This is a genomic window from Streptomyces xanthophaeus, from assembly GCF_000725805.1.
Classification (GTDB): domain Bacteria; phylum Actinomycetota; class Actinomycetes; order Streptomycetales; family Streptomycetaceae; genus Streptomyces; species Streptomyces xanthophaeus.
Genome location: NZ_JOFT01000013.1, coordinates 48,528 through 67,680 on the forward strand (window position 1 = coordinate 48,528; position 19,153 = coordinate 67,680).

General features: G+C 68.5%; 20 protein-coding genes. 11 read left to right on the forward strand and 9 right to left on the reverse strand.

Annotated elements, in window-relative coordinates; all coding sequences use genetic code 11:
- Window positions 1–34: 34 nt before the first annotated feature.
- Window positions 35–478 carry a hypothetical protein gene (locus IO30_RS0108010; RefSeq protein ID WP_031140723.1) on the reverse strand — a complete coding sequence of 148 codons (444 nt, stop codon included), beginning with the start codon at window positions 476–478 and terminating at the stop codon, window positions 35–37.
- Window positions 479–615: 137 nt separating this feature from the next.
- Here IO30_RS0108010 and IO30_RS0108015 point away from each other — a divergent pair, with 137 nt between their 5' ends.
- Together IO30_RS0108015 and IO30_RS0108020 are read left to right on the forward strand one after the other, a co-directional pair.
- Window positions 616–777 carry a hypothetical protein gene (locus tag IO30_RS0108015; protein ID WP_031140725.1) on the forward strand — a complete coding sequence of 54 codons (162 nt, stop codon included), beginning with the start codon at window positions 616–618 and terminating at the stop codon, window positions 775–777.
- Between the two features lie 312 nt (window positions 778–1,089).
- Entirely contained in the window at window positions 1,090–1,458 is a 369-nt protein-coding gene (locus IO30_RS0108020) for a PRC-barrel domain-containing protein (RefSeq protein ID WP_037893473.1), read from the forward strand.
- 67 nt (window positions 1,459–1,525) lie between these two features.
- On the opposite strand, the gene IO30_RS0108025 is transcribed toward IO30_RS0108020, so the two are convergent.
- From IO30_RS0108025 to IO30_RS0108040, 4 genes are all read right to left on the reverse strand, one after another.
- A complete protein-coding gene (locus IO30_RS0108025) occupies window positions 1,526–2,806 on the reverse strand; it encodes a preATP grasp domain-containing protein (RefSeq protein WP_031140729.1) in 1,281 nt (426 codons plus the stop codon).
- 137 nt (window positions 2,807–2,943) lie between these two features.
- A complete protein-coding gene (locus tag IO30_RS0108030; protein ID WP_031140731.1) occupies window positions 2,944–3,159 on the reverse strand; it encodes a hypothetical protein in 216 nt (71 codons plus the stop codon).
- A gap of 138 nt (window positions 3,160–3,297) precedes the next feature.
- Window positions 3,298–3,528, reverse strand: coding sequence for a DUF5133 domain-containing protein (locus tag IO30_RS0108035; RefSeq protein WP_031140732.1), 231 nt, complete (start codon window positions 3,526–3,528; stop codon window positions 3,298–3,300).
- Between the two features lie 286 nt (window positions 3,529–3,814).
- Complete coding sequence (locus tag IO30_RS0108040) at window positions 3,815–5,005, reverse strand: cytochrome P450 (protein ID WP_031140733.1); 1,191 nt, start codon at window positions 5,003–5,005, stop codon at window positions 3,815–3,817.
- A gap of 183 nt (window positions 5,006–5,188) precedes the next feature.
- Here IO30_RS0108040 and IO30_RS0108045 point away from each other — a divergent pair, with 183 nt between their 5' ends.
- On the forward strand, window positions 5,189–5,863 hold the full coding sequence (locus IO30_RS0108045; RefSeq protein ID WP_031140734.1) for a helix-turn-helix domain-containing protein: 675 nt from the start codon (window positions 5,189–5,191) through the stop codon (window positions 5,861–5,863).
- 82 nt (window positions 5,864–5,945) lie between these two features.
- Here the strand turns inward: IO30_RS0108045 and IO30_RS0108050 are convergent, their stop codons facing one another.
- The 4 genes from IO30_RS0108050 to IO30_RS0108065 form a co-directional block, all read right to left on the reverse strand.
- Complete coding sequence (locus tag IO30_RS0108050; protein ID WP_157853153.1) at window positions 5,946–6,119, reverse strand: hypothetical protein; 174 nt, start codon at window positions 6,117–6,119, stop codon at window positions 5,946–5,948.
- Window positions 6,120–6,194: 75 nt separating this feature from the next.
- The gene (locus IO30_RS0108055; RefSeq protein ID WP_031140738.1) at window positions 6,195–8,132 is read right to left on the reverse strand and encodes an APC family permease; all 1,938 of its coding nucleotides are present in this window, start codon (window positions 8,130–8,132) and stop codon (window positions 6,195–6,197) included.
- A 340-nt stretch (window positions 8,133–8,472) separates the two neighbouring features.
- The gene (kdpB, locus tag IO30_RS0108060) at window positions 8,473–10,623 is read right to left on the reverse strand and encodes a potassium-transporting ATPase subunit KdpB (RefSeq protein ID WP_031140740.1); all 2,151 of its coding nucleotides are present in this window, start codon (window positions 10,621–10,623) and stop codon (window positions 8,473–8,475) included.
- A 260-nt stretch (window positions 10,624–10,883) separates the two neighbouring features.
- Window positions 10,884–12,770 (reverse strand): APC family permease, encoded by a 1,887-nt coding sequence (locus IO30_RS0108065; RefSeq protein WP_031140742.1) that lies wholly within the window; start codon window positions 12,768–12,770, stop codon window positions 10,884–10,886.
- Between the two features lie 241 nt (window positions 12,771–13,011).
- Between IO30_RS0108065 and kdpF (IO30_RS42570) the strand changes: the two genes are divergently transcribed.
- The 8 genes from kdpF (IO30_RS42570) (at window position 13,012) to IO30_RS0108105 (ending at window position 19,120) form a co-directional block, all read left to right on the forward strand.
- Window positions 13,012–13,101, forward strand: a complete 90-nt coding sequence (gene kdpF / locus IO30_RS42570; protein ID WP_037893476.1) for a K(+)-transporting ATPase subunit F — start codon at window positions 13,012–13,014, stop codon at window positions 13,099–13,101.
- Between the two features lie 34 nt (window positions 13,102–13,135).
- Window positions 13,136–13,522: a hypothetical protein gene (locus IO30_RS0108075; protein ID WP_031140744.1), complete on the forward strand. Its 387-nt coding sequence runs from the start codon at window positions 13,136–13,138 to the stop codon at window positions 13,520–13,522.
- A gap of 87 nt (window positions 13,523–13,609) precedes the next feature.
- Window positions 13,610–13,765: a hypothetical protein gene (locus tag IO30_RS45880; protein ID WP_167347250.1), complete on the forward strand. Its 156-nt coding sequence runs from the start codon at window positions 13,610–13,612 to the stop codon at window positions 13,763–13,765.
- Window positions 13,762–13,851 carry a K(+)-transporting ATPase subunit F gene (kdpF, locus tag IO30_RS42575; RefSeq protein WP_037789535.1) on the forward strand — a complete coding sequence of 30 codons (90 nt, stop codon included), beginning with the start codon at window positions 13,762–13,764 and terminating at the stop codon, window positions 13,849–13,851. Before IO30_RS45880 ends, kdpF (IO30_RS42575) begins: the two co-directional genes overlap by 4 nt.
- Before the next feature lie 6 nt (window positions 13,852–13,857).
- The gene (kdpA, locus tag IO30_RS0108090; protein ID WP_031140746.1) at window positions 13,858–15,522 is read left to right on the forward strand and encodes a potassium-transporting ATPase subunit KdpA; all 1,665 of its coding nucleotides are present in this window, start codon (window positions 13,858–13,860) and stop codon (window positions 15,520–15,522) included.
- On the forward strand, window positions 15,519–17,624 hold the full coding sequence (gene kdpB, locus IO30_RS0108095; protein WP_031140748.1) for a potassium-transporting ATPase subunit KdpB: 2,106 nt from the start codon (window positions 15,519–15,521) through the stop codon (window positions 17,622–17,624). Before kdpA ends, kdpB (IO30_RS0108095) begins: the two co-directional genes overlap by 4 nt.
- A 7-nt stretch (window positions 17,625–17,631) precedes the next feature.
- Entirely contained in the window at window positions 17,632–18,309 is a 678-nt protein-coding gene (locus tag IO30_RS0108100; RefSeq protein ID WP_031140750.1) for a potassium-transporting ATPase subunit C, read from the forward strand.
- 121 nt (window positions 18,310–18,430) lie between these two features.
- Window positions 18,431–19,120, forward strand: a complete 690-nt coding sequence (locus IO30_RS0108105) for a response regulator (protein ID WP_031140752.1) — start codon at window positions 18,431–18,433, stop codon at window positions 19,118–19,120.
- The last annotated feature ends 33 nt before the right edge of the window (window positions 19,121–19,153 follow it).

Genomic DNA, 19,153 nt, shown 5'->3' on the forward strand with positions numbered 1-19,153 from the left:
GCGGCCTCGCCGGATCCTTCGCCGGGCCGGGCCGTCATTCAGGAGGGGGCGTTGCGGTGTGGTCAGGATGGTGGGGGGTGCGGCGAAGCGTTTTGAGGCGGGCCTCCAGGAGGTGGTCGCGTCCGCCGGCCACCTCGTCGACGATTGCGCGTTCCACCGCGGCGAAGGGCTGGTAGTAGGTGGAGTCGTAGGCCTCGATGATCTGGAACGTCCAATGACCCGGGATGACGTTGCGGCCCACGATCTCGTGCTCGACCCTGGCGGCCTGCTCCTCGTAGCCCGCCTCCCGCAGGAGTCGCGCCGCGTCGCCGAGCTCGAAGTCCGCCGTCCCGGTCAGCTGATGGAACCCGTAGAGGTGGCCACGGGCCCGCTCCGTGGTTTCCAGCGCCTTCGACAGCGCACCCAGCGCGCGGACCGTCTTCTCGTCGACACCGTCCGGAACCTCATGGGCCGGATCCATCTCCTGATTTCTGTCCATGGAAGATGTTCTGCCCGAAGGACGCCTCCCCGGTGGGGCGATTGGGCCAACCAGCGTAAGCGGGAGAAGAAACAAACAGGAATCGAATGCATGTCCTCGGCGCGGTCGGGCACACGGAGCTTCGGAGGTTGATAACTATGGTTCCCCTGCTTCTCGTTCTTCTGCTGGCCCTGATCCTCTTCGGCGCGGGTTTCGCGGTGAAGATTCTTTGGTGGGTGGCTATCGCAGTCCTGATCCTGTGGCTGATCGGTTTCGTAGCCCGCCCCAAGGGCGGTAGCGGCCGCTGGTACCGCTGGTAGCCGTACAACAGCGCAGTTCTGACACTGCATGGCAGTGGCCGGTCACCTCTTTCTCGGGGTGATCGGCCACTGCCATGTTGTTGTCGTCGACAGGCCTTCGCCGACACGGAACGAATATCGGCGCACATGTGGGGCATTCGGAGGGCAGCCCGGTCCCGCGTTCAAGACAGGTGCGTGAAGTCGAAAAGGCGGGGCAGGTGAAGTCCAGGCGGTACGCAGCACATCCGCCGAGCACGACGTACGGAACAAGGAGGATCGGCGGAGAAGCATTTCGCCGCCGATCCTCCATTGACCGGAGGAGTTGTTTTTCGCGTGACTGAGCATGTGTGGAGTTACAAGTCGACGTCGGGCCTTGTGGCCGGCACCGATCTGACGGGCTACAAGGTCGAGGCGACCGACGGCAGCATCGGCAAGGTCGACAAGCACTCCGACGAGGTCGGTGACGCCTACCTGGTGGTCGACACCGGTGTCTGGATCTTCGGCAAGGAGGTCCTGCTGCCGGCGAGCACCGTGGTCAGCGTCGACCCGGAGGAGCGGAAGGTCTTCGTCGACCGGACCAGGGGCCAGATCAAGGACGCCCCCGAGTTCCACCGCGACAAGCACCTCGGCGACGCGGGCTATCGCGACGAGCTGGGCACGTACTACGGCACCGGTGCCCCGTTCGGCGGCCGCCCCGCCTGATCCCGATCCCGCAGCATGACGCCGGTCCCGGCACCCTTCCTGGGTGCCGGGACCGGCGTCGTGCTGCTCAGCCACCTTCGAATTCGAGGACCTCCGCCAACGCGGTTTCCTGCTCCGCCACGTCCCCGGCACTCCTGGCGATCACCGCGTACCGCCAGGAACGGCCGTCGGGCGGCACGTCCGCGTACAGGACCACGCCCTCGCCGCGATCCGGGTCGAACGCGAGGCGGGAAGCGCGCAGCCGGGCGAGCGCCTCGTCGAAGCCCATGGCAGTCCGTGTCGAGCCCTTCGACACCGCCCACGCCGGGTGTGAGGTGGCAGATCCCTCGGTCAGCCGGGTGACCATGGTGTGCGGTGTGGTGGTGGCCGTACGGCGGATGTTGCTCTCACTCGCGTACGCGACACCCTCGGTGTCCACCAGCGCGTCGAGCCCGAAGGGCCCGGCGTAGCCGTGGTCGGACAGGTGGCGGCCCAGGGCCGTCCCCCATTCCTCCAGCTCGTCGGCCACGTGCGCACCGGACGGCGGCAGCGGAGAGGCGTATCCCGTGAAGGAGCCCTGAACCGTGCGCATCGCTCCGCTGAAGAGCGCGCGGGTCCCGGAGGCGGAGACCTCCAGCTGGACACTGACCGACTGGGCCACGTCGAGGCACTCCTCCACCACCCACAGGCCTTCGGGTCCACCGACCGTATCGAGCGGCAGGCTCGCCCCGCCCCTCAGGTCGTCGCGGGTCACGAAGCGCATCCCGTGTCCTCCGGCCGAACGGTCGGGCTTCACCACGACACGCTCGTGGTCCCGCAGAAGCGCGCGTGCCACGCCTTCGGCCTCCGGGCGCCGGCACATCCGGCCCGTCGGCAGCCGCATGCCCAGTTGCTCGGCCGTCTCGCGGAAGCCGGTCTTCGTGTTCAGCAGCATGGTCGTCTTCAGGGCGGCCTCTGCGGCCTCGACCGTGGGATACGGGTGGACGTCGATGCCGATGTCCCGGGCGAACGCGATCGCCGACGCGTCCAACGCCGTCGGCAGCAGCGCCGCACCCCGGTCCCCGGCGAGGGCCCGGACCTGCTCGAGGAGGCCGGCCTCGCGCACCGCCCGCGCCAGCGGGACGGCTCCGGCGGGAGGCACCTCGATCACCGCGACCGATTCCGGGGGCACCCCGGTCAGGTCGTACACGTAACGCAGGAACTCCCGGCTCAGCGGCACGGGAGTGACGAACACGTCCCCCGGTCGAAGCAGCCACGCCTTCCGCGGCGCCTGCTGGGCCCACGTCGTCAGGATCTGCCCCTCGTCGAGGTCCACCGCCAAATCCGAGAGGAAGTTCGCGAACACGACGATCGGGCCCGTCTCCGTCACCGCTCTGCTCCTCTGATTGCCACACGGCCGGCCACGGTCAGCCTGCTCCCCCGCTCAGCCCGTTCCGGACGCGGCCGGGCCCAGGACGGGGAGCCGTATCCCCCGCCCGGCGCGTCCGAGCGGACCGGGGCGGCAGGTCAGGGAAACGGTTCCCACGCCTCGGGGCCGGCTCCCCGCCACTCCACGAAGTCAGGGTCGGTGATGTCGACATCCTCGGCGTTCTCCATACCGGCCGCGGCGAGAAAGGCACGAACATCGGCAGGCCGATGCGCCACTCCGATGGCAACACCGTCGTAGCGGACACGTCGCCAGCCCTGCTGGTCGGGCGGGTAGATGATCAGCTTGGCGGCCATGGACCAAGCCTCTGCCGCCTCAAGCTCCTTGGCACCCCTTCACGGCCGAACGGGTGACCTTCACCGGGCAGCTGTCGCCCGGGCGCCGTCCGCGGTCGCTCCACGCCGAACGGGTGGCCCCCACTGACGGCTGACCGATCAGCCGGTGACGAGCACGGAGTCGTCGAGGGCACCCGTGCCAGGCAGGTGGTGGCGGGCGGCAATCAGGGCGGCGTGCACGTCCGTCGTGCCGGTGGCCACACAGAGCGCCCGCTCGACGTCCTCGATCTCCCCGCGCACGGGAGAGTCGCCTTCCGCGGCGTCGAGGACGGACAGCGCCCAGTAACGGTCGACGAGGCCGGGGAGCACAGCCGGGTGAGCCATCAGCATGGGTGGTTGCCTTTCGCCAGCGGGTCCAACAGGTGGCCGTCGCCTACCCTCCCGATCACCGTTGAACCCCATCACCGTCCGACCCGCTCCACTCCTCCGGCCGCAATCCGCCAGGGGGTACCTCACGGCTCCGTCACTGATCGGGACCTGCAGATCGGTCATGATCTGTGCCAGCGCGTCACGGTCCTCGTCGGCCTGACGGGTCCAGGGTGTCGGTGACGTCGGAGAAGTCGACGCCGACGCGTCGCACCGGCTGTACGCGACCTCACCCACCTCTGGCTGACGGTCACGCGTCCCAGGTGACCGGGAGGCTCTTCACTCCGTAGATGTCCGCGGCCTCCGGGCGCAGGGCAACGTCCTCGGCCGGTACGGCCAGGCGCAGAGAGGGGAAACGCCCCAGCAGCGCGGTGACCGCGACTCGCATCTCGATGCGGGCCAGCTGCGCGCCCAGGCACAGGTGGATGCCGTGGCCGAAGGCCAGGTGCCCGCCGGCGTCCCTCCGAAGGTCGAGCACGTGGGGATCCGCGTAGCGCTCGGGGTCGCGGTTGGCGGTGTTGTACGACAGGACGACCGTCGTGCCGGCCTCGATGGTCTGGCCGCCCACCTCGACGTCCTCCAGCGCCGTCCGCATGAACGACTTGGCGACGCTCAGATACCGCAGCAGCTCCTCCACCGCCTGGTCGATGAGCGCGGGCTCGGCGCGCAGCGCCGCCAGTTGCTCCGGGTTCTGCAGGAGCGCGAAGACCCCGAGGGACAGCATGTTGGCGGTGGTGTCGAATCCGGCCGCCAGCAGGATCAGGCTGATCCCCTGCAGCTCCTCATCGGTCAGGTCGCTGTCGGTGAGTTCGCTGAGCACGTCGTCGGTCGGGTTCGCGCGCTTGGCGGCCACCAGCTCAGCGAGGTAGTTCTGGGTCGCGGTGTAAGCCGCCATCAGGTCCTCATCGTTCGTCTCCCCGTTCATGAACTTGTCGATCTGTTCCTGGAAGGAGTCCCGGTCCTCGTACGGCACCCCGAGCAGCTCGCAGATGACGATGGTGGGAATGGGCTTGGCGAACGCGGTCACCAGGTCCGCCGACGGTCCGGTCTTCTCCATGGCGTCCAGGCAGGCGGTCGTGATCTGCTCGATGCGCTCGGTGAGCAGTCGCATCCGCCGAGCGGTGAACTTGCCCACCAGCGGCTTCCGGTAGCGGTTGTGCTGGGGGTCGTCCATGAGGAGGAACTCGCCGGGCGGCGCCGGCGGGATCTCGAAGTCGACCACGTTCAGGAGGTCCTTGCGCGAGCTGAACCGCGGATCGGCCAGGACCGACCGGACCAGATCGTGTCCGGTGATCATCCAGCCGGGCTTCCCGCCGGGGTGGGTGTAGCGGCTGATGGGACCGTGGCTGCGGGCATCGATCAGCTCTGCCGGCGGGTCGAAGGGACAGCCGGGCCGACGCTCCGTCGGCAGCGCCGCAACCGTGTGGACCGATTCGTCCATGACCATTCCTCACCTCGCGATAGTGCGCGTTCGCAACATCTCGAAAGCTACGTTGCATTCAGAGTGTCTGCAATCCGCCGAACAGCATAAGTACAGGTGGCTGGCGGCAAATTGATGCAATGACGCTGGGCTCGAATGCAACGGGGCGTTGCATTGGGTGACAGCGAAGGCAATACTCGCGGCATGCCTGGAGGACGATTGACCCAGCAGGAACGCCAGCGCATCGCAGCCGGACTCGCCGACCAACTCTCCTATGCCGAGATCGCCAGGCGGCTCGACCGGCCGACCTCGACGATCAGCCGGGAGATCGCACGCAACAGTGGCCCGGGCGGCTACCGGCCCCAGCAGGCTCACCAGGCGACGGTCCAGCGGGCGCGGCGTGGCACACCGGCACCCCCGCGCACGGCCGAAGCGCCGAGCGACACGATGGTGGAGGAGATCATCGAGCTGGCGGTCGGATCCGGGCTGCCGAGAATGACAGCGCGCGTGCACGTCGACCTGTTGCTGTCCGAGGACGGCAGACGCACCGCAGCCGAGCTGACCCGCAGGCTGAAGGTCAGCCCGGCGTCCGTCTCCGTAGCCGTGAACTTCCTGGTCCAGCACGGGTACGTCCGGCGTGAGCGCGATCCGCAGCGGCGCCGGGACGTCTACGTGGTCGACGACGACGCCTGGTACCACTCGATCGTGATCAGCGTGCGGCAGACGCTCAAGTCGGCGCACGCCTCAACGGCCGCGGCGCAGACGTACGGGCTCGACAGCTCCGTGGGGCAGCGACTGGCCAAGGTGGGCGCCTTCCTGGAACAGGTCAGCCTGGACATGCTGAAGTCGGCCGACCGATGCCGCGACCTCCTGGCGTGACGGGTCTCCGCGAAACCATCCGTTCCGCCGCAGCGGCAATGCGGTGACGTCTGACTGCCTTCCGGAACCGGGATGCAGGTGGCTAGGGCCGGTAGACGAGCTCGATCACCATCGCTGCGATGACCACCCAGACCCCGATGCCGAGCAGCCATAGGGCATCGAGGATCGCGCCGGTGGCGATGACGGTCAGACCTGCCGCCCCGAGGGCGAGTACGGTCCGGCGGACGGCGCGATCGGGGCGCCAGGAGATGGTCACGACAGTGAGCATCCCTCCGGATCCGCGTGGTGGCGAGGATCCGGAGGGTTTCCTGTCGGCATCTTGGCGGTGACGTCAGCCCGCGTGGACGTGGGGGCGTCGGGCTCGGTCCGGTTCGGCCTCGCGGATGACCTCGCGGGTGACGGGGGCGACTTCACCCTGGCCGAAGAGGAAGAAGCGGAAGAAATTGGCGAACGGGTTGCCCTCGGTCCACTCGAAGTAGATGTGGGGCCGCTGCCCGGTCTCGTCGCGGACATGGAGGAGGAGGGCGGCCAGGGCGTTGGGGATGCTGGAGCTCTCCAGGGTCAGCACGCGGTAGCGGTCGTGCAGCACTTCGCCGCGCACGCGCATGCCTGATTCGAACTCGGACGCGTCCAGGACAGTGACCTCGACGAACATGACGTCGTCCCCGGCGGGGATGTCATTGTCCGCGCGGATCTGTTCCTTCTTCTGCCGGTACTCGGCGAGGTCCCGGTTGTCGGGCTCGTTCGCGATGAACCGGATCGTGCGGTTGGCGGTGTCGCGGATGAACCGCTGGGCCATGTCGTCGAACTCGATGTGCGTGACGCGCAGCTCGAAGACCCGGGCCAGACGGGAGAGGAGGGACAGGGCCATGATGCCGGCGATGAAGCAGGCACCGATCTTCACGCCGTCGGGGCGTTCGACGATGTTGACGGCGGTGGTGTAGATGAAGACGGCGGAGATGATGCCGAAGCCGATGGTCCAGCCGCGCTCGCCGGCTCGCCGGGCCGCGATGGTGACCGCGACCGCGGCCGAGGTGATCAGGACGAGGACACCGGTGGCGTACGCGCCGCCCTGGGCGTCGACGTCGGCGTTGAAGATCCAGGTGACCAGGAACGCGACAAGGGTGAAAACGATGACCATGGGGCGCAGCGCTCGCGCCCAGTGGGGGGCCATGCCGTAACGGGGCAGGTAGCGCGGCATCAGGTTCAGCAGACCGGCCATCGCCGACGAGCCGGCGAACCAAAGGATCAGGATCGTGGAGATGTCGTAGACCGTCCCGAAGGCCGATCCCAGGTATTCGTGGGCCAGATAGGCCAGGGCTCGTCCGTTGGCCTCACCACCTGGCTGGAATTGGGCTGGTGGGATCAGCAGCGTCGTGATGAAGCTGCTGGTGATCAGGAAGACGCTCATGATGATGGCCGCGGTCGTCAGCAGCTTCTTCGCACCGCGGATCCTGCCGGCCGGCCTGGTTTCGGTGTCCTCCGGGTCGCCCTTCACGTGGGGCATGACCGCCACACCGGTCTCGAAGCCGGAGAGGCCGAGCGCGAGCTTCGGGAACACGATGAGCGCGATGGCGACCATCATGAGCGGGTTGCCGTGCTCGGCGGTCAGCGCCTCGGTCCAGTCGGTGACGACGTGGGGTTCGGCGGCCACCTCCCACAGGCCGCGCGCCACCACGACGACGTTCAGGCTGAGGTACGTGGCCACCAAGACGACTGCGACGCCGATGGCCTCGCTGAACCCCTTGAGGAACACGGCACCGAGGAGCGCGATCATGATCAGAGTGATCAGCACCTCGTGACCGTGCAGAGTGCTCGTGAGGTGCGGGTTCTCCACCAGGTGGGCGGTCGCGTCCGCCGCCGACAGGGTGATGGTGATCAGGAAGTCGGTCGCCGCGAACCCCAGCAGGGTCAGCACGAACAGCTTCCCCTTCCAGAACGTCAGCAACCGCTCCAGCATGGCGATCGACCCCTCGCCATGGGGACTCTCCTCGGCCACCCGCCGGTACACGGGCAGGGCACCGAAAAGGGTGAGGAGGACCAGCACGATGGTCGCGAGCGGCGACAGCAGGCCGGCGGCCAGCGCCGCGATGCCGGGCTGGTAGCCGAGGGTGGAGAAGTAGTCCAGACCCGTCAGGCACATGACCCGCCACCAAGGCCGGCCGTGGGGCTGGGCCGCCGCCTCCTTGGCGGCGGGCGAACTGTTCTCGGCGGTCAAGCCTTCCAGCATCCACGCGCGCAGGCGCGAGGAGCGGGCCGGGGTGGCCATCGTGGGGAGCTCCTGTCGTACGGCAAAGAATGAGCCATCGACACCGACGGCGGAGCAAGCGTACGCAGATTGATCTCATATGCCCGCAGCTGAGGCAATCCTGACGCGTCCTTAACGCGGACAGCGCCACCTGTGGAGTAGCGAACGCCGGAGGACGAGGAGCGGGGGCGGCCGGACGAAGGCCGCCCCCGCGGGGAAGCCGACGGAGTGTCGATCAACGCCGGCCGGCCTGGAGGGGCCATGGTGCCGGAGGTGGGAAAGGGCATGCGGGAAGCAGAGGCTGCGACGGCCAGCGGCCAGGAGCCTCGCGTTCCCCTGATGAGCCGTTTCCTCGAGGAGGTCAGCCGAGGCCGGGGATGGTGGACACCAGCAGGTCGATGAGCTTGATGCCGACGAAAGGCAGGATCAGGCCGCCGAGGCCATAGACGCCCAGGTTGCGGCGCAGCAGGTCGTGCGCGGAGGCGGGCCGGTAGCGGACACCACGCAGGGCGAGCGGGATGAGGGCGACGATGATCAAGGCGTTGAAGATGATCGCCGAGGTGATCGCCGAGGTGGGGCTGCTCAGGCCCATGATGTTGAGTGCTTCGAGTCCCGGGTAGGCCGCGGTGAACATGGCCGGGATGATCGCGAAGTACTTCGCGACGTCGTTCGTGATGGAGAAGGTGGTGAGCGCGCCCCGGGTGATGAGGAGCTGCTTGCCGATTTCGACGATCTCGATGAGCTTGGTGGGGTTGGAGTCCAGGTCCACCATGTTCCCGGCCTCCTTGGCGGCCGAGGTGCCCGTGTTCATCGCCACGCCCACGTCGGCCTGCGCGAGCGCCGGGGCGTCGTTCGTCCCGTCACCGGTCATCGCGACGAGCTTGCCGCCGGCCTGCTCCCGCTTGATCAGCGCGAGCTTGTCCTCCGGCGTCGCATGGGCGAGATACTCGTCCACCCCCGCCTCCGCGGCGATGGCGCGAGCCGTCAGCTCATTGTCGCCGGTCACCATGACCGTACGGATCCCCATGCTCCGCAGCTCCGCGAAGCGCTCCCGGATGCCTTCCTTGACCACGTCCTTGAGGTGGATGATGCCGAGGACCCTCGGCCCGTCCCAGTCGTGGACTGCCACCAGCAGCGGGGTGCCACCGGATTGCGAGACCTGGGCGGACCATGCGGCGGCCTCCGCCTGTACGGTCCCGCCGCGCATCGCCACCCAGTCCATGACCTCGACGACGGCGCCCTTGCGGATGGCGCATCCCGCGCCGTTGTCCCAGCTCAGGTTGACGCCGCTCATCCGGGTGCGGGCGCTGAACTCGGTGAAGCGCGGGTTGCTGAGGTCCTCGGCGGCGGCCGGCTGGAGCCCGTACCGCTGGGCCAGAGCGACGACGGACCGGCCTTCGGGGGTCTCGTCGGCGAGGGAGGACAGCTGTGCGGCGTCGGCGAGCCTGGTGTGGTCGACGCCCGGGAGCGGGATGAAGGCGGCGGCCTCGCGGTTGCCGTGCGTGATGGTGCCGGTCTTGTCGAGGAGCAGGGTGTTGATGTCACCGGCGGCCTCGACGGCGCGGCCGCTCAGCGCGATGACGTTGCGCTGCACGAGGCGGTCCATGCCGGCGATGCCGATCGCGGAGAGCAGGGCGCCGATCGTGGTGGGGATGAGGGTCACCAGGAGCGCGACCAGCACGGTCGTGGACTGGGCGGCGCCCGCGTACGCGGCCATCGGCTGGATGCTGACCACGATCAGGATGAAGATGACGGTCAGGGCGGCCAGCAGGATGTTCAGCGCGATCTCGTTCGGGGTCTTCTGCCGGGACGCACCCTCGACCAGCGCGATCATCCGGTCGATGAAGCTGTTCCCGGAGCGCGAGGTGACCCGTACGACGATCGAGTCCGACAGGACGGTCGTGCCGCCGGTGACTCCGGACCGGTCACCGCCCGACTCCCGGAGCACGGGGGCCGATTCACCGGTCACCGCCGATTCGTCCACCATCGCCGCTCCGTCGACCACGTCCCCGTCGGCCGGTACCAGCTCCCCCGCTTCGACGAGGACGAAATCGAAGGGCTGGAGCTCGGCCGGGGTCACCACCTCGGTCTCGGCGTGGCGCAGGTTCGTCCCGTACGTCCAGCGCTTCAGCCGGAGAGCGACGGTGTCGGTACGCGCCTTGCGCAGCGACTCGGCCTGGGCTCGGCCACGGCCCTCGGCGACGGCCTCGGCGAGGTTGGCGAACAGAACCGTCAGCCAGAGCCAGACGCTGATCACCCAGGTGAAGACGGACGGGTGGATGAGCGCCGAGAGCGTCGTCAGGGCGGAGCCCACGGCCACGACGAACAGCACCGGCTTCTTCACCAGTTCGCGCGGGTGGAGCTTGGCTACGGCCTCCCGGGCGGAGGTGGCGAGGAGCTCGGGCTCCAGCACGTTCGCCTGGCCGGAGCGTTTCCGGGACGGCCGGTTGAGCGGGGTCCGCGGAGGGGTCCCGAGACCCGGGGGCACGTGCTGCGCGGCGGCGGGAGGCATGGGGAGGAGACCTTCTGGTGAGTTCGGCCGGACACCCCTGCCGGGCCGGTCGGCACGCGGCGGGTGCGGGTGAGAGGTGTCGCCGCCGGGGACTGTCTCGCATGGACCCCCTCGGCCGTCATGTGAGTGGTCGAGGTCCCCGGCGGCGCAACAGGCAGGAAACTACTGCCCGTTCCAGCGGAAATCCTCCTGAGGGCGGGGGATTTGCCACCTTCTTGACGGCGGCGCACGCGACGCATCAAGCCGCCGTCAAGGGCACGTCAACGCGCGTCGGCCGTGATGCGGAAGCGCAGTCGGCAGATGACGGCGTCGGTGTCGCGGCGCACCGCGTGGGCGACCACGGAGCCACGCTGGTTCTGCAGCATCCGCTGCCACAGGTGAGCGGGTTCCGTTTCCGGGATGAGGACGGTCACCTGGGCATCCGGGTGTTTCTGCATGAGCTCGCGCACGTACGCCGACACCGGCCGGCCGAGCGAGCGGGTATCGGAGGCGACCTCGATCAGCTCGATGCCGGGCTTCCACAACTCCCAGTCCCGGCGCAGCGCTTCGGCCGCTTGCCGGTCCTCAGGACCGGTGTGGGTGACGGTCACGGCGAGGACCTCGTCGCCGAGCGAGCGGGCCGCGGTCAGCGCCTGACAGGTCAGTCGGGACAGCCCCGACACGGGCACGACGATCAGAGAGCGGGAGCATCGCGGCGGCTGCGGGATGCGGCCGAGCTCCAGGCGTGCGCCGATCTGGGCGTAGGCGCGGTTGACCTTCTCGAAGCCGAGGACGATCAGCGGCAGGGCGAGCACGATCAGCCAGGCGCCCTCGGTGAACTTGGTGGCGGTCACGACGACCGCCGAGACTCCGGTGAGCAGGGCGCCGAAGCCGTTGAGGCCGGCCTTGGCCTGCCAGCCCTTGGGGCGTTCGCCGTACCAGTGTCGGACCATGCCGACCTGGCAGATGGTGAAGCCGACGAAGACGCCGATCGCGAAGAGCGGGACGAGGGTGTTGGTGTCGCCGCCGGAGAACACCAGCAGTGCGGCGGACACGAGGGCCAGCCACACCACACCGTGGCGGTGTACCTGGCGGTCCGCCTTGAGGGCGAAGACGTGCGGCAGGTAGTTGTCCCGGGCCAGCAGGCTCATCAGCACGGGAAGCCCGCCGAAGGAGGTGTTCGCGGCCAGCGCGAGCAGCACCATCGTCGCGAACTGGACCACGTAGAAGGCGAGGTTGTGGCCGAAGGAGGCGTCCGCGAGCTGGGCCAGCACGGTCACCCCCTCGACCGGCTGGAGGTGGAAGCGGCCGATCAGGACCGAGAGGCCGATCAGCATCACGCCGAGCAGGGCTCCGAGGGCCACCTCGGTCCGCTGGGCGCGTCGCGCGGCCGGGGCACGGAAGGCCGGCACCGCATTGGCGACGGCCTCGACGCCGGTCAGGGCGGAACAGCCGGCCGCGAAGGCCTTCAGCAGCAGGAGCGCGCCGACCCCGGTGGCCCCTTCGCCGAGCGCGGAGGCATGGCCGGCGGCCGAGGCGGTGCTGACCGGGCCGTCGCGGAAGAGACCGACCGCCACCATGGTGAGGATCGACCCGACGAACACCGCGGTCGGTACGAGGAACGCCTTGGCGGAGTCGACGACCCCGCGCAGGTTCACCGCCGTGACCAGGACCAGGACCCCGAGGCAGATCCACACCCGTTCCCCGTACAGCTCGGGGAAGGCCGAGGTCAGCGCCGCGACGCCGGCGGTGACGGAGACGGCGACGTTCAGGACGTAGTCGAGGATCAGCGAGGCCGCGGCCACCAGACTCGTGCGCCGGCCGAGATGCTTCTTGGCGACGGCGTACGAACCGCCACCGTCCGGGAACGCCGCGATCACCTGCCGGTACGAGGCCACCAGTACGGCGAGCAGAGCAGCGATCGCGAGGGTGACGGGAAGGGTGAACCCGAGCCCGTAGGCGCCGGCCGCCGCCAGGACCAGCACGATCGACTCGGGCCCGTACGCCACGGAGGCCATCGCGTCGAGCGACAGCGCGGCCAGGCCCTGGAGGGCGGTCAGCTGGTGCCGGTCCCCCGCCTCGGGAGGCGTCCGTAGGCCGGTATCAGGAGGTTCCTCCGTGCCCGGTGCCTTTCCTGCCGCGGTCGTCTTCCCCATGTCTATGGCCATCTTCGCTGTTCCTCCGCTTGGACAAAGTGAGGACAGCGTCGGGACGCCATGGCCGAATGACCAGTGCTCTTGGCGGGATCCATATGGCCGCCGCGCCACTCTTCACGTGCTCCTGACGCCGGGGCCGCAAAGTCGTACGAGGTGCGTCAAGACCTCGCCAGGGCGAGTGGCTCCTTCATCGGCCGCGGGCACGCTTGACATGCGCGACACATGTCCGACGGAGTCAAGGGAGTACACGCTGATGGACGCGGAGAACGTGGTCGGACTCATCGTCGCCGTCGCTCTGCTCGGCTACCTCGTGACCGCTCTGATCAAGCCCGAGAGGTTCTGATCCGAGACCGTCCTGTCCGGACGGGAGGCATCACATGTCCGGATACTCACACCGACCCCCGGACCGTGCCGTCCTGCTCGCCGCCCTCCTGGTGCCCTTCCTCGTGGCGCTTGCGCTCGTGCCGTTCCGCACCGGCCTTCCGGCGACGCACGAAGCACTGATCATGGCCGCCGCGGTGGTCGCCGTCGCGGCGCTCGGCACCCGGGCGATCGTCTCGCAGCTGGCCGTACGGGTACAGCGGCTCCGAACGGCCGTGGTCGCCGACGCCTCGCATCTGTCGAGCCTCCAGGGAACCGCCCGTCTGGTCGAGGACGGCGGCTCACCGGAAGCGGTGGTCGAGTACGTCCGCCTGGTCGCGGTCGAGCCGGCCGCTCAGGCCGGTGCCGCGCTGGACACGGCCGGCCTCTCCCACCAGGGCTGACCGGCGGTTCACGGCCTCTCGCGTATGTGCGGCGTTAAGAGTTCCCCTGCGTCCGTATGGACACCATCAAGGTGTCTTAACGCCGGGATGAAGACACGGTTATCTCGACATCGGCCATCTGGCCGATTCATTTCTTCCCTCTTCATCCAGGAGCTCACGGTGGCCGATCTGGCCTTCGTCGTCACCACGATCGCGGTCTTCGCGCTGGTGGCTCTCATCGCCCGGGGGGTGACCAAGCTGTGAACGCCGAAAACATCGTCGGCCTCGTCGTGGCCGTCTCCCTGCTGGGCTACCTCGTCCTCGCCCTTGTGTACCCGGAGAGGTTCTAGCCACCGATGAGTCCCGTTCTCGCTGGTGTGCTCCAGCTCCTCGCTCTGATCGCCGCGCTCGCGCTGGCCTACCGCCCGCTGGGCGACTACATGGCACGCGTCTACTCCTCCGAGAAGCACTACAAGCCGGAGAAATGGATCTACAAGGCCATCGGCGCCAACCCCTCGGCCGAGATGCGCTGGCCGGCGTATCTGCGCGCGGTCCTCGCCTTCTCCGCCGTGAGCGTCCTCTTCCTCTACGCCCTCCAGCGGGCCCAGGGCATCCTGCCCGGCTCGCTCGGCTTCTCCGCGATCGACCCCGACCAGGCCTTCAACACCGCCGCGTCGTTCGTCGCCAACACCAACTGGCAGTCGTACTACGGCGAGCAGGCCATGGGCCACGTCGTACAGACCGGCGGCCTGGCGGTGCAGAACTTCGTCTCCGCCGCTGTCGGCATGGCCGTCGCGGTGGCCCTCGTACGGGGCTTCGCGCGCTCCCGCACGGGTGAGCTCGGCAACTTCTGGGCCGACATGGTCCGCGGAGTGGTCCGTATCCTGCTGCCGATCTCGGTGATCGGCGCGGTCGTCCTGGTCGCCTGCGGCGCGATCCAGAACTTCTCCGGCATCCACGAGGTCGGCCAGTTCATGGGCGGCTCGCAGCAGTGGAACGGCGGGGCGGTGGCCTCGCAGGAGGTCATCAAGGAGCTGGGGACCAACGGCGGCGGCTACTTCAACGCCAACTCGGCCCACCCCTTCGAGAACCCGGCCCCCTTCTCGAACCTCTTCGAGGTCTTCCTCATCCTCGTCATCCCGTTCTCCCTCACCCGCACCTTCGGCCGCATGGTCGGCAACCTGCGCCAGGGCTACGCGATCCTCGCCACGATGGCCACCATCTGGATCGGTTTCACGGCGCTGATGATGTGGACCGAGTTCGCCCACCACGGCCCGGCGCTCCAGGCCGCGGGCGGGGCGATGGAGGGCAAGGAGACCCGCTTCGGGATCGGCGCGTCCGCGATCTTCTCGGTCGCGACCACGCTGACCTCGACCGGGGCGGTCAACTCCTTCCACTCCTCGTACACGGGCCTGGGCGGCGGCATCCAGCTGCTGGGCATGCAGCTCGGCGAGATCGCCCCTGGTGGTGTCGGCTCCGGCCTCTACGGCATGCTGATCATGGCGATCATCGCGGTGTTCATCGCCGGTCTGATGGTCGGCCGGACCCCGGAGTACCTGGGCAAGAAGATCGGCACCCGCGAGATCAAGTTCGCGGCCTGCTACATCCTCATCACCCCGGCCCTCGTCCTCGGCTTCACCGCCGCGGCGATGGCGCTGGACACCCCGGCGAACTCGATGGCGAACACGGGGGCGCACGGCTTCTCGGAGATCCTCTACGCCTACACCTCGGGCGCCAACAACAACGGCTCCGCCTTCGCCGGCCTGAACGCCGACACCCAGTGGTTCAACAGCACCATCGGCATCGCCATGCTCCTGGGCCGCTTCCTGCCCATGGTCTTCGTCCTGGCCCTGGCCGGCTCGCTCGCCGAGCAGAAGCCCGTCCCCGAGACCGCAGGCACGCTCCGTACCGACAAGCCGCTCTACACAGGCCTGCTCGTCGGCACCATCCTCATCGTCACCGGACTCACCTACTTCCCGGCCTTGGCGCTGGGTCCGCTCGCCGAAGGGCTCGCATCATGAGCACCGCCACGCCCACCAGGGCTCCGCACCAGGACGTGCCCACCGGCCACAAGCCGGGCGGCGGACGCGTGGGCGGCGGCCTCTTCGACCCCAAGCAGCTGCTGAAGTCCTTCCCCGACGCGATCCGCAAGCTCGACCCCCGGATCATGATCAAGTCGCCGGTCATGTTCGTGGTCCTGATCGGCTCGGTGGTCACGACCGTCCTCGCGATCAAGGACCCGACGGACTGGTTCGGCTGGGCGATCACCGCCTGGCTGTGGCTGACCACCATCTTCGCCAACCTCGCGGAGGCCGTGGCCGAGGGCCGCGGCAAGGCCCAGGCCGACACCCTGCGCAAGGCCAAGACCGACTCCGTCGCCCGCCGCCTGACCGAGGACGGCCGGAGCGAGGAGCAGGTCCCGGGAGCCGAGCTGCGCATCGGCGACCTGGTGGTCTGCGAGGCCGGGGATGTCATCCCCGGCGACGGTGACGTGGTGGAAGGCGTCGCGTCCGTCGACGAGTCCGCCATCACCGGCGAGTCCGCCCCGGTCATCCGCGAATCCGGCGGCGACCGCTCGGCCGTCACCGGTGGCACGAAGGTCCTGTCCGACCGGATCGTCATCAAGATCACGACGAAGCCCGGCGAGACCTTCATCGACCGCATGATCGCCCTCGTCGAGGGCGCGGCCCGGCAGAAGACGCCCAACGAGATCGCGCTGAACATCCTGCTCGCGTCCCTCACCATCGTCTTCCTGCTGGCCGTGGTCACACTGCAGCCGTTCGCGATCTACGCGGGCGCCGAGCAGTCGATGATCGTGCTCACGGCGCTGCTGGTCTGCCTGATCCCGACGACAATCGGCGCGCTGCTCTCCGCGATCGGTATCGCGGGCATGGACCGGCTCGTCCAGCGCAACGTCCTCGCGATGAGCGGTCGTGCGGTGGAAGCCGCTGGTGACGTCTCGACCCTGCTGCTCGACAAGACGGGCACCATCACCCTCGGCAACCGCCAAGCTTCGGAGTTCGTCCCGGTCAAGGGCACCACGGCGGCGGAGCTGGCGGACGCCGCCCAGCTCTCCTCCCTCGCGGACGAGACCCCCGAGGGCCGCTCCATCGTCGTTCTGGCGAAGGAGAAGTACGGACTGCGCGAACGCCACCAGGGCGAGCTGTCGCAGGCCGAGTGGATCGCCTTCACCGCGCAGACCCGTATGTCGGGTGTCGACGTGGACGGCAAGCAGACCCGCAAGGGCGCGGCCGGATCGGTCATCACCTGGGTCCGGGAGCAGGGTGGCCAGGTCTCCGACGACGCCGACCTCCTCGCCAACAAGATCTCGGAGGCCGGCGGTACGCCGCTGCTCGTCGCCGTCAAGGACGAGCAGGGCGCCCGCGTGCTCGGTGTCATCCACCTCAAGGACGTGGTCAAGGAGGGCATGCGCGAGCGGTTCGAGGAGCTGCGCCGCATGGGCATCAAGACGGTCATGATCACGGGTGACAACCCGCTGACCGCCAAGGCCATCGCCGAAGAGGCGGGCGTAGACGACTTCCTCGCGGAGGCGACTCCCGAGGACAAGATGGCCCTCATCAAGCGGGAGCAGGCCGGCGGCAAGCTCGTCGCGATGACCGGCGACGGGACGAACGACGCCCCGGCCCTCGCCCAGGCCGACGTCGGCGTGGCGATGAACACGGGCACCTCGGCCGCCAAGGAGGCCGGGAACATGGTGGACCTGGACTCCAACCCCACCAAGCTCATCGAGATCGTCGAGATCGGCAAGCAGCTGCTGATCACGCGCGGCGCGCTCACCACCTTCTCGATCGCCAACGACGTCGCGAAGTACTTCGCGATCATCCCCGCGATGTTCGCCGTGGTCTACCCCGGCCTGGACAAGCTCAACATCATGGGCCTGTCCTCGCCCGAGTCCGCGATCCTCTCCGCCGTCATCTTCAACGCGCTGATCATCATCGCCCTCGTGCCGCTCGCCCTCAAGGGCGTCCAGTACAAGCCGACGAGCGCCGACAAGATGCTCCGCCGCAACATCGGGCTGTACGGCGTGGGCGGGCTGATCGCCCCGTTCATCGGCATCAAGCTCATCGACCTGCTCATCTCCCTCATCCCCGGAATCGGCTGAGACGACAATGAACAACTCAGTAGGCAACACCGTCCGGCTGATCGGCGCGGGCCTGCGAGCCCTTCTCGTTCTGACCGTGATCTGCGGGGTCATCTACCCGCTCGCCGTCACCGGCATCGCCCAGGCCCTGTTCAACGACAAGGCCAACGGCTCCGAACTCAAGGACAAGAGCGGCCAGGTCGTCGGCTCCTCCCTCATCGGGCAGACCTATAACCTCCCGAAGAACGACCCGAGCGACGCCGAGGAGGCCGCGAAGCCGGACCTCAGGTGGTTCCAGCCGCGCCCCTCCAACGGGCTGGGCAGCAACAGCGTCAACACGCAGTACGCACTGATCCTCTCCGGCGCCACCAACAAGGCCGCCGACAACCCGGACCTGGTCAAGCTGGTCGAGGACGCCAAGGCCGCGGTCATCGCGGACAACTCGACAACCTCGTACCAGGTGAAGCCGCAGGACGTCCCGGCCGACGCCGTCACCTCCTCCGGCTCCGGCCTCGACCCGAACATCTCCCCCGCGTACGCGAAGATCCAGATCCACCGCGTCGCCGAACAGAACAAGCTCGACGTCAAGCAGGTCGAGCGGCTGGTGGAGCAGAACACCGAGGGCCGCACGCTCGGCTTCATGGGCGAGCCGCGCGTCAACGTCCTTGAGCTCAACATCGCCCTGAAGGCGCTGTCCAAGAGCTGAGCTCCACATCGCACGGACTGAGAGCCGGCGGGGCGCGGAGCTCCCCCAGCTGCCGCTGGGAGGTGTCCCCGCGCCCTGCCGGCTCTCACCGTGCCCGTTACGAAGGAAAGGCTGCACGCCGATGACCCGGGTGCTGGTGGTGGAGGACGACCCTCAACTCGTCCGCGCGCTCAAGATCAACCTCCAGGCGCGCAAGTTCGAGGTCGAAGAGGCCCCCGACGGCGGCTCCGCCCTGCGGCTCGCGGCCGCACGCAAGCCGGACGTCATAGTGCTGGACCTCGGCCTCCCCGACATGGACGGCATCGAAGTCATCAAGGCCGTCCGCGGCTGGAGCAAGGTCCCCATCCTGGTCCTCTCCGCCCGCCATACCTCCGAGGACAAGATCCGGGCCCTGGACGCAGGCGCCGACGACTATGTGACGAAACCGTTCAGCATGGACGAGCTCCTGGCACGGCTACGGGCGGCCGCGCGGCGACATGAAGAACCCTCGGCTTCACAGGCCGACGAAGTTGCCGTGGTCACGACCGACGAGTTCACCGTCGATCTGGTCGCGAAGAAGGTACGCCGGGGTGAGCGCACCGTACGGCTGACCCCGACCGAGTGGCACCTGCTGGAAATCCTCATCACCCACCCGGGTCGGCTGATCACCCAGAGTCGGCTGCTGCTGGAAGTCTGGGGCCCGACCTACGGGGAGAACACCAACTACCTGCGCGTCTACATGGCCCAGCTACGGCGCAAACTGGAAGCGGACCCCTCGCATCCGCGATACCTGATCACCGAACCGGGCATGGGCTACCGCTTCGAACCCTGATCACCCGCCCGATCCACGGCACAGACCCCCGTC

Coding starts and splice junctions, on each gene's coding strand:
- IO30_RS0108105 (WP_031140752.1), top strand. CDS start 18,431: ATGACCCGGGTGCTGGTGGTGGAGGACGACCCTCAACTCGTCCGCGCG.
- IO30_RS0108015 (WP_031140725.1), top strand. CDS start 616: ATGGTTCCCCTGCTTCTCGTTCTTCTGCTGGCCCTGATCCTCTTCGGC.
- IO30_RS0108055 (WP_031140738.1), bottom strand. CDS start 8,132: ATGGCCACCCCGGCCCGCTCCTCGCGCCTGCGCGCGTGGATGCTGGAA.
- IO30_RS45880 (WP_167347250.1), top strand. CDS start 13,610: ATGAAGACACGGTTATCTCGACATCGGCCATCTGGCCGATTCATTTCT.
- kdpF (WP_037893476.1), top strand. CDS start 13,012: ATGGACGCGGAGAACGTGGTCGGACTCATCGTCGCCGTCGCTCTGCTC.
- IO30_RS0108045 (WP_031140734.1), top strand. CDS start 5,189: ATGCCTGGAGGACGATTGACCCAGCAGGAACGCCAGCGCATCGCAGCC.
- kdpB (WP_031140748.1), top strand. CDS start 15,519: ATGAGCACCGCCACGCCCACCAGGGCTCCGCACCAGGACGTGCCCACC.
- IO30_RS0108075 (WP_031140744.1), top strand. CDS start 13,136: ATGTCCGGATACTCACACCGACCCCCGGACCGTGCCGTCCTGCTCGCC.
- kdpA (WP_031140746.1), top strand. CDS start 13,858: ATGAGTCCCGTTCTCGCTGGTGTGCTCCAGCTCCTCGCTCTGATCGCC.
- IO30_RS0108065 (WP_031140742.1), bottom strand. CDS start 12,770: ATGGCCATAGACATGGGGAAGACGACCGCGGCAGGAAAGGCACCGGGC.
- IO30_RS0108035 (WP_031140732.1), bottom strand. CDS start 3,528: ATGCTGATGGCTCACCCGGCTGTGCTCCCCGGCCTCGTCGACCGTTAC.
- IO30_RS0108100 (WP_031140750.1), top strand. CDS start 17,632: ATGAACAACTCAGTAGGCAACACCGTCCGGCTGATCGGCGCGGGCCTG.
- IO30_RS0108030 (WP_031140731.1), bottom strand. CDS start 3,159: ATGGCCGCCAAGCTGATCATCTACCCGCCCGACCAGCAGGGCTGGCGA.
- IO30_RS0108040 (WP_031140733.1), bottom strand. CDS start 5,005: ATGGACGAATCGGTCCACACGGTTGCGGCGCTGCCGACGGAGCGTCGG.
- IO30_RS0108010 (WP_031140723.1), bottom strand. CDS start 478: ATGGACAGAAATCAGGAGATGGATCCGGCCCATGAGGTTCCGGACGGT.
- kdpB (WP_031140740.1), bottom strand. CDS start 10,623: ATGCCTCCCGCCGCCGCGCAGCACGTGCCCCCGGGTCTCGGGACCCCT.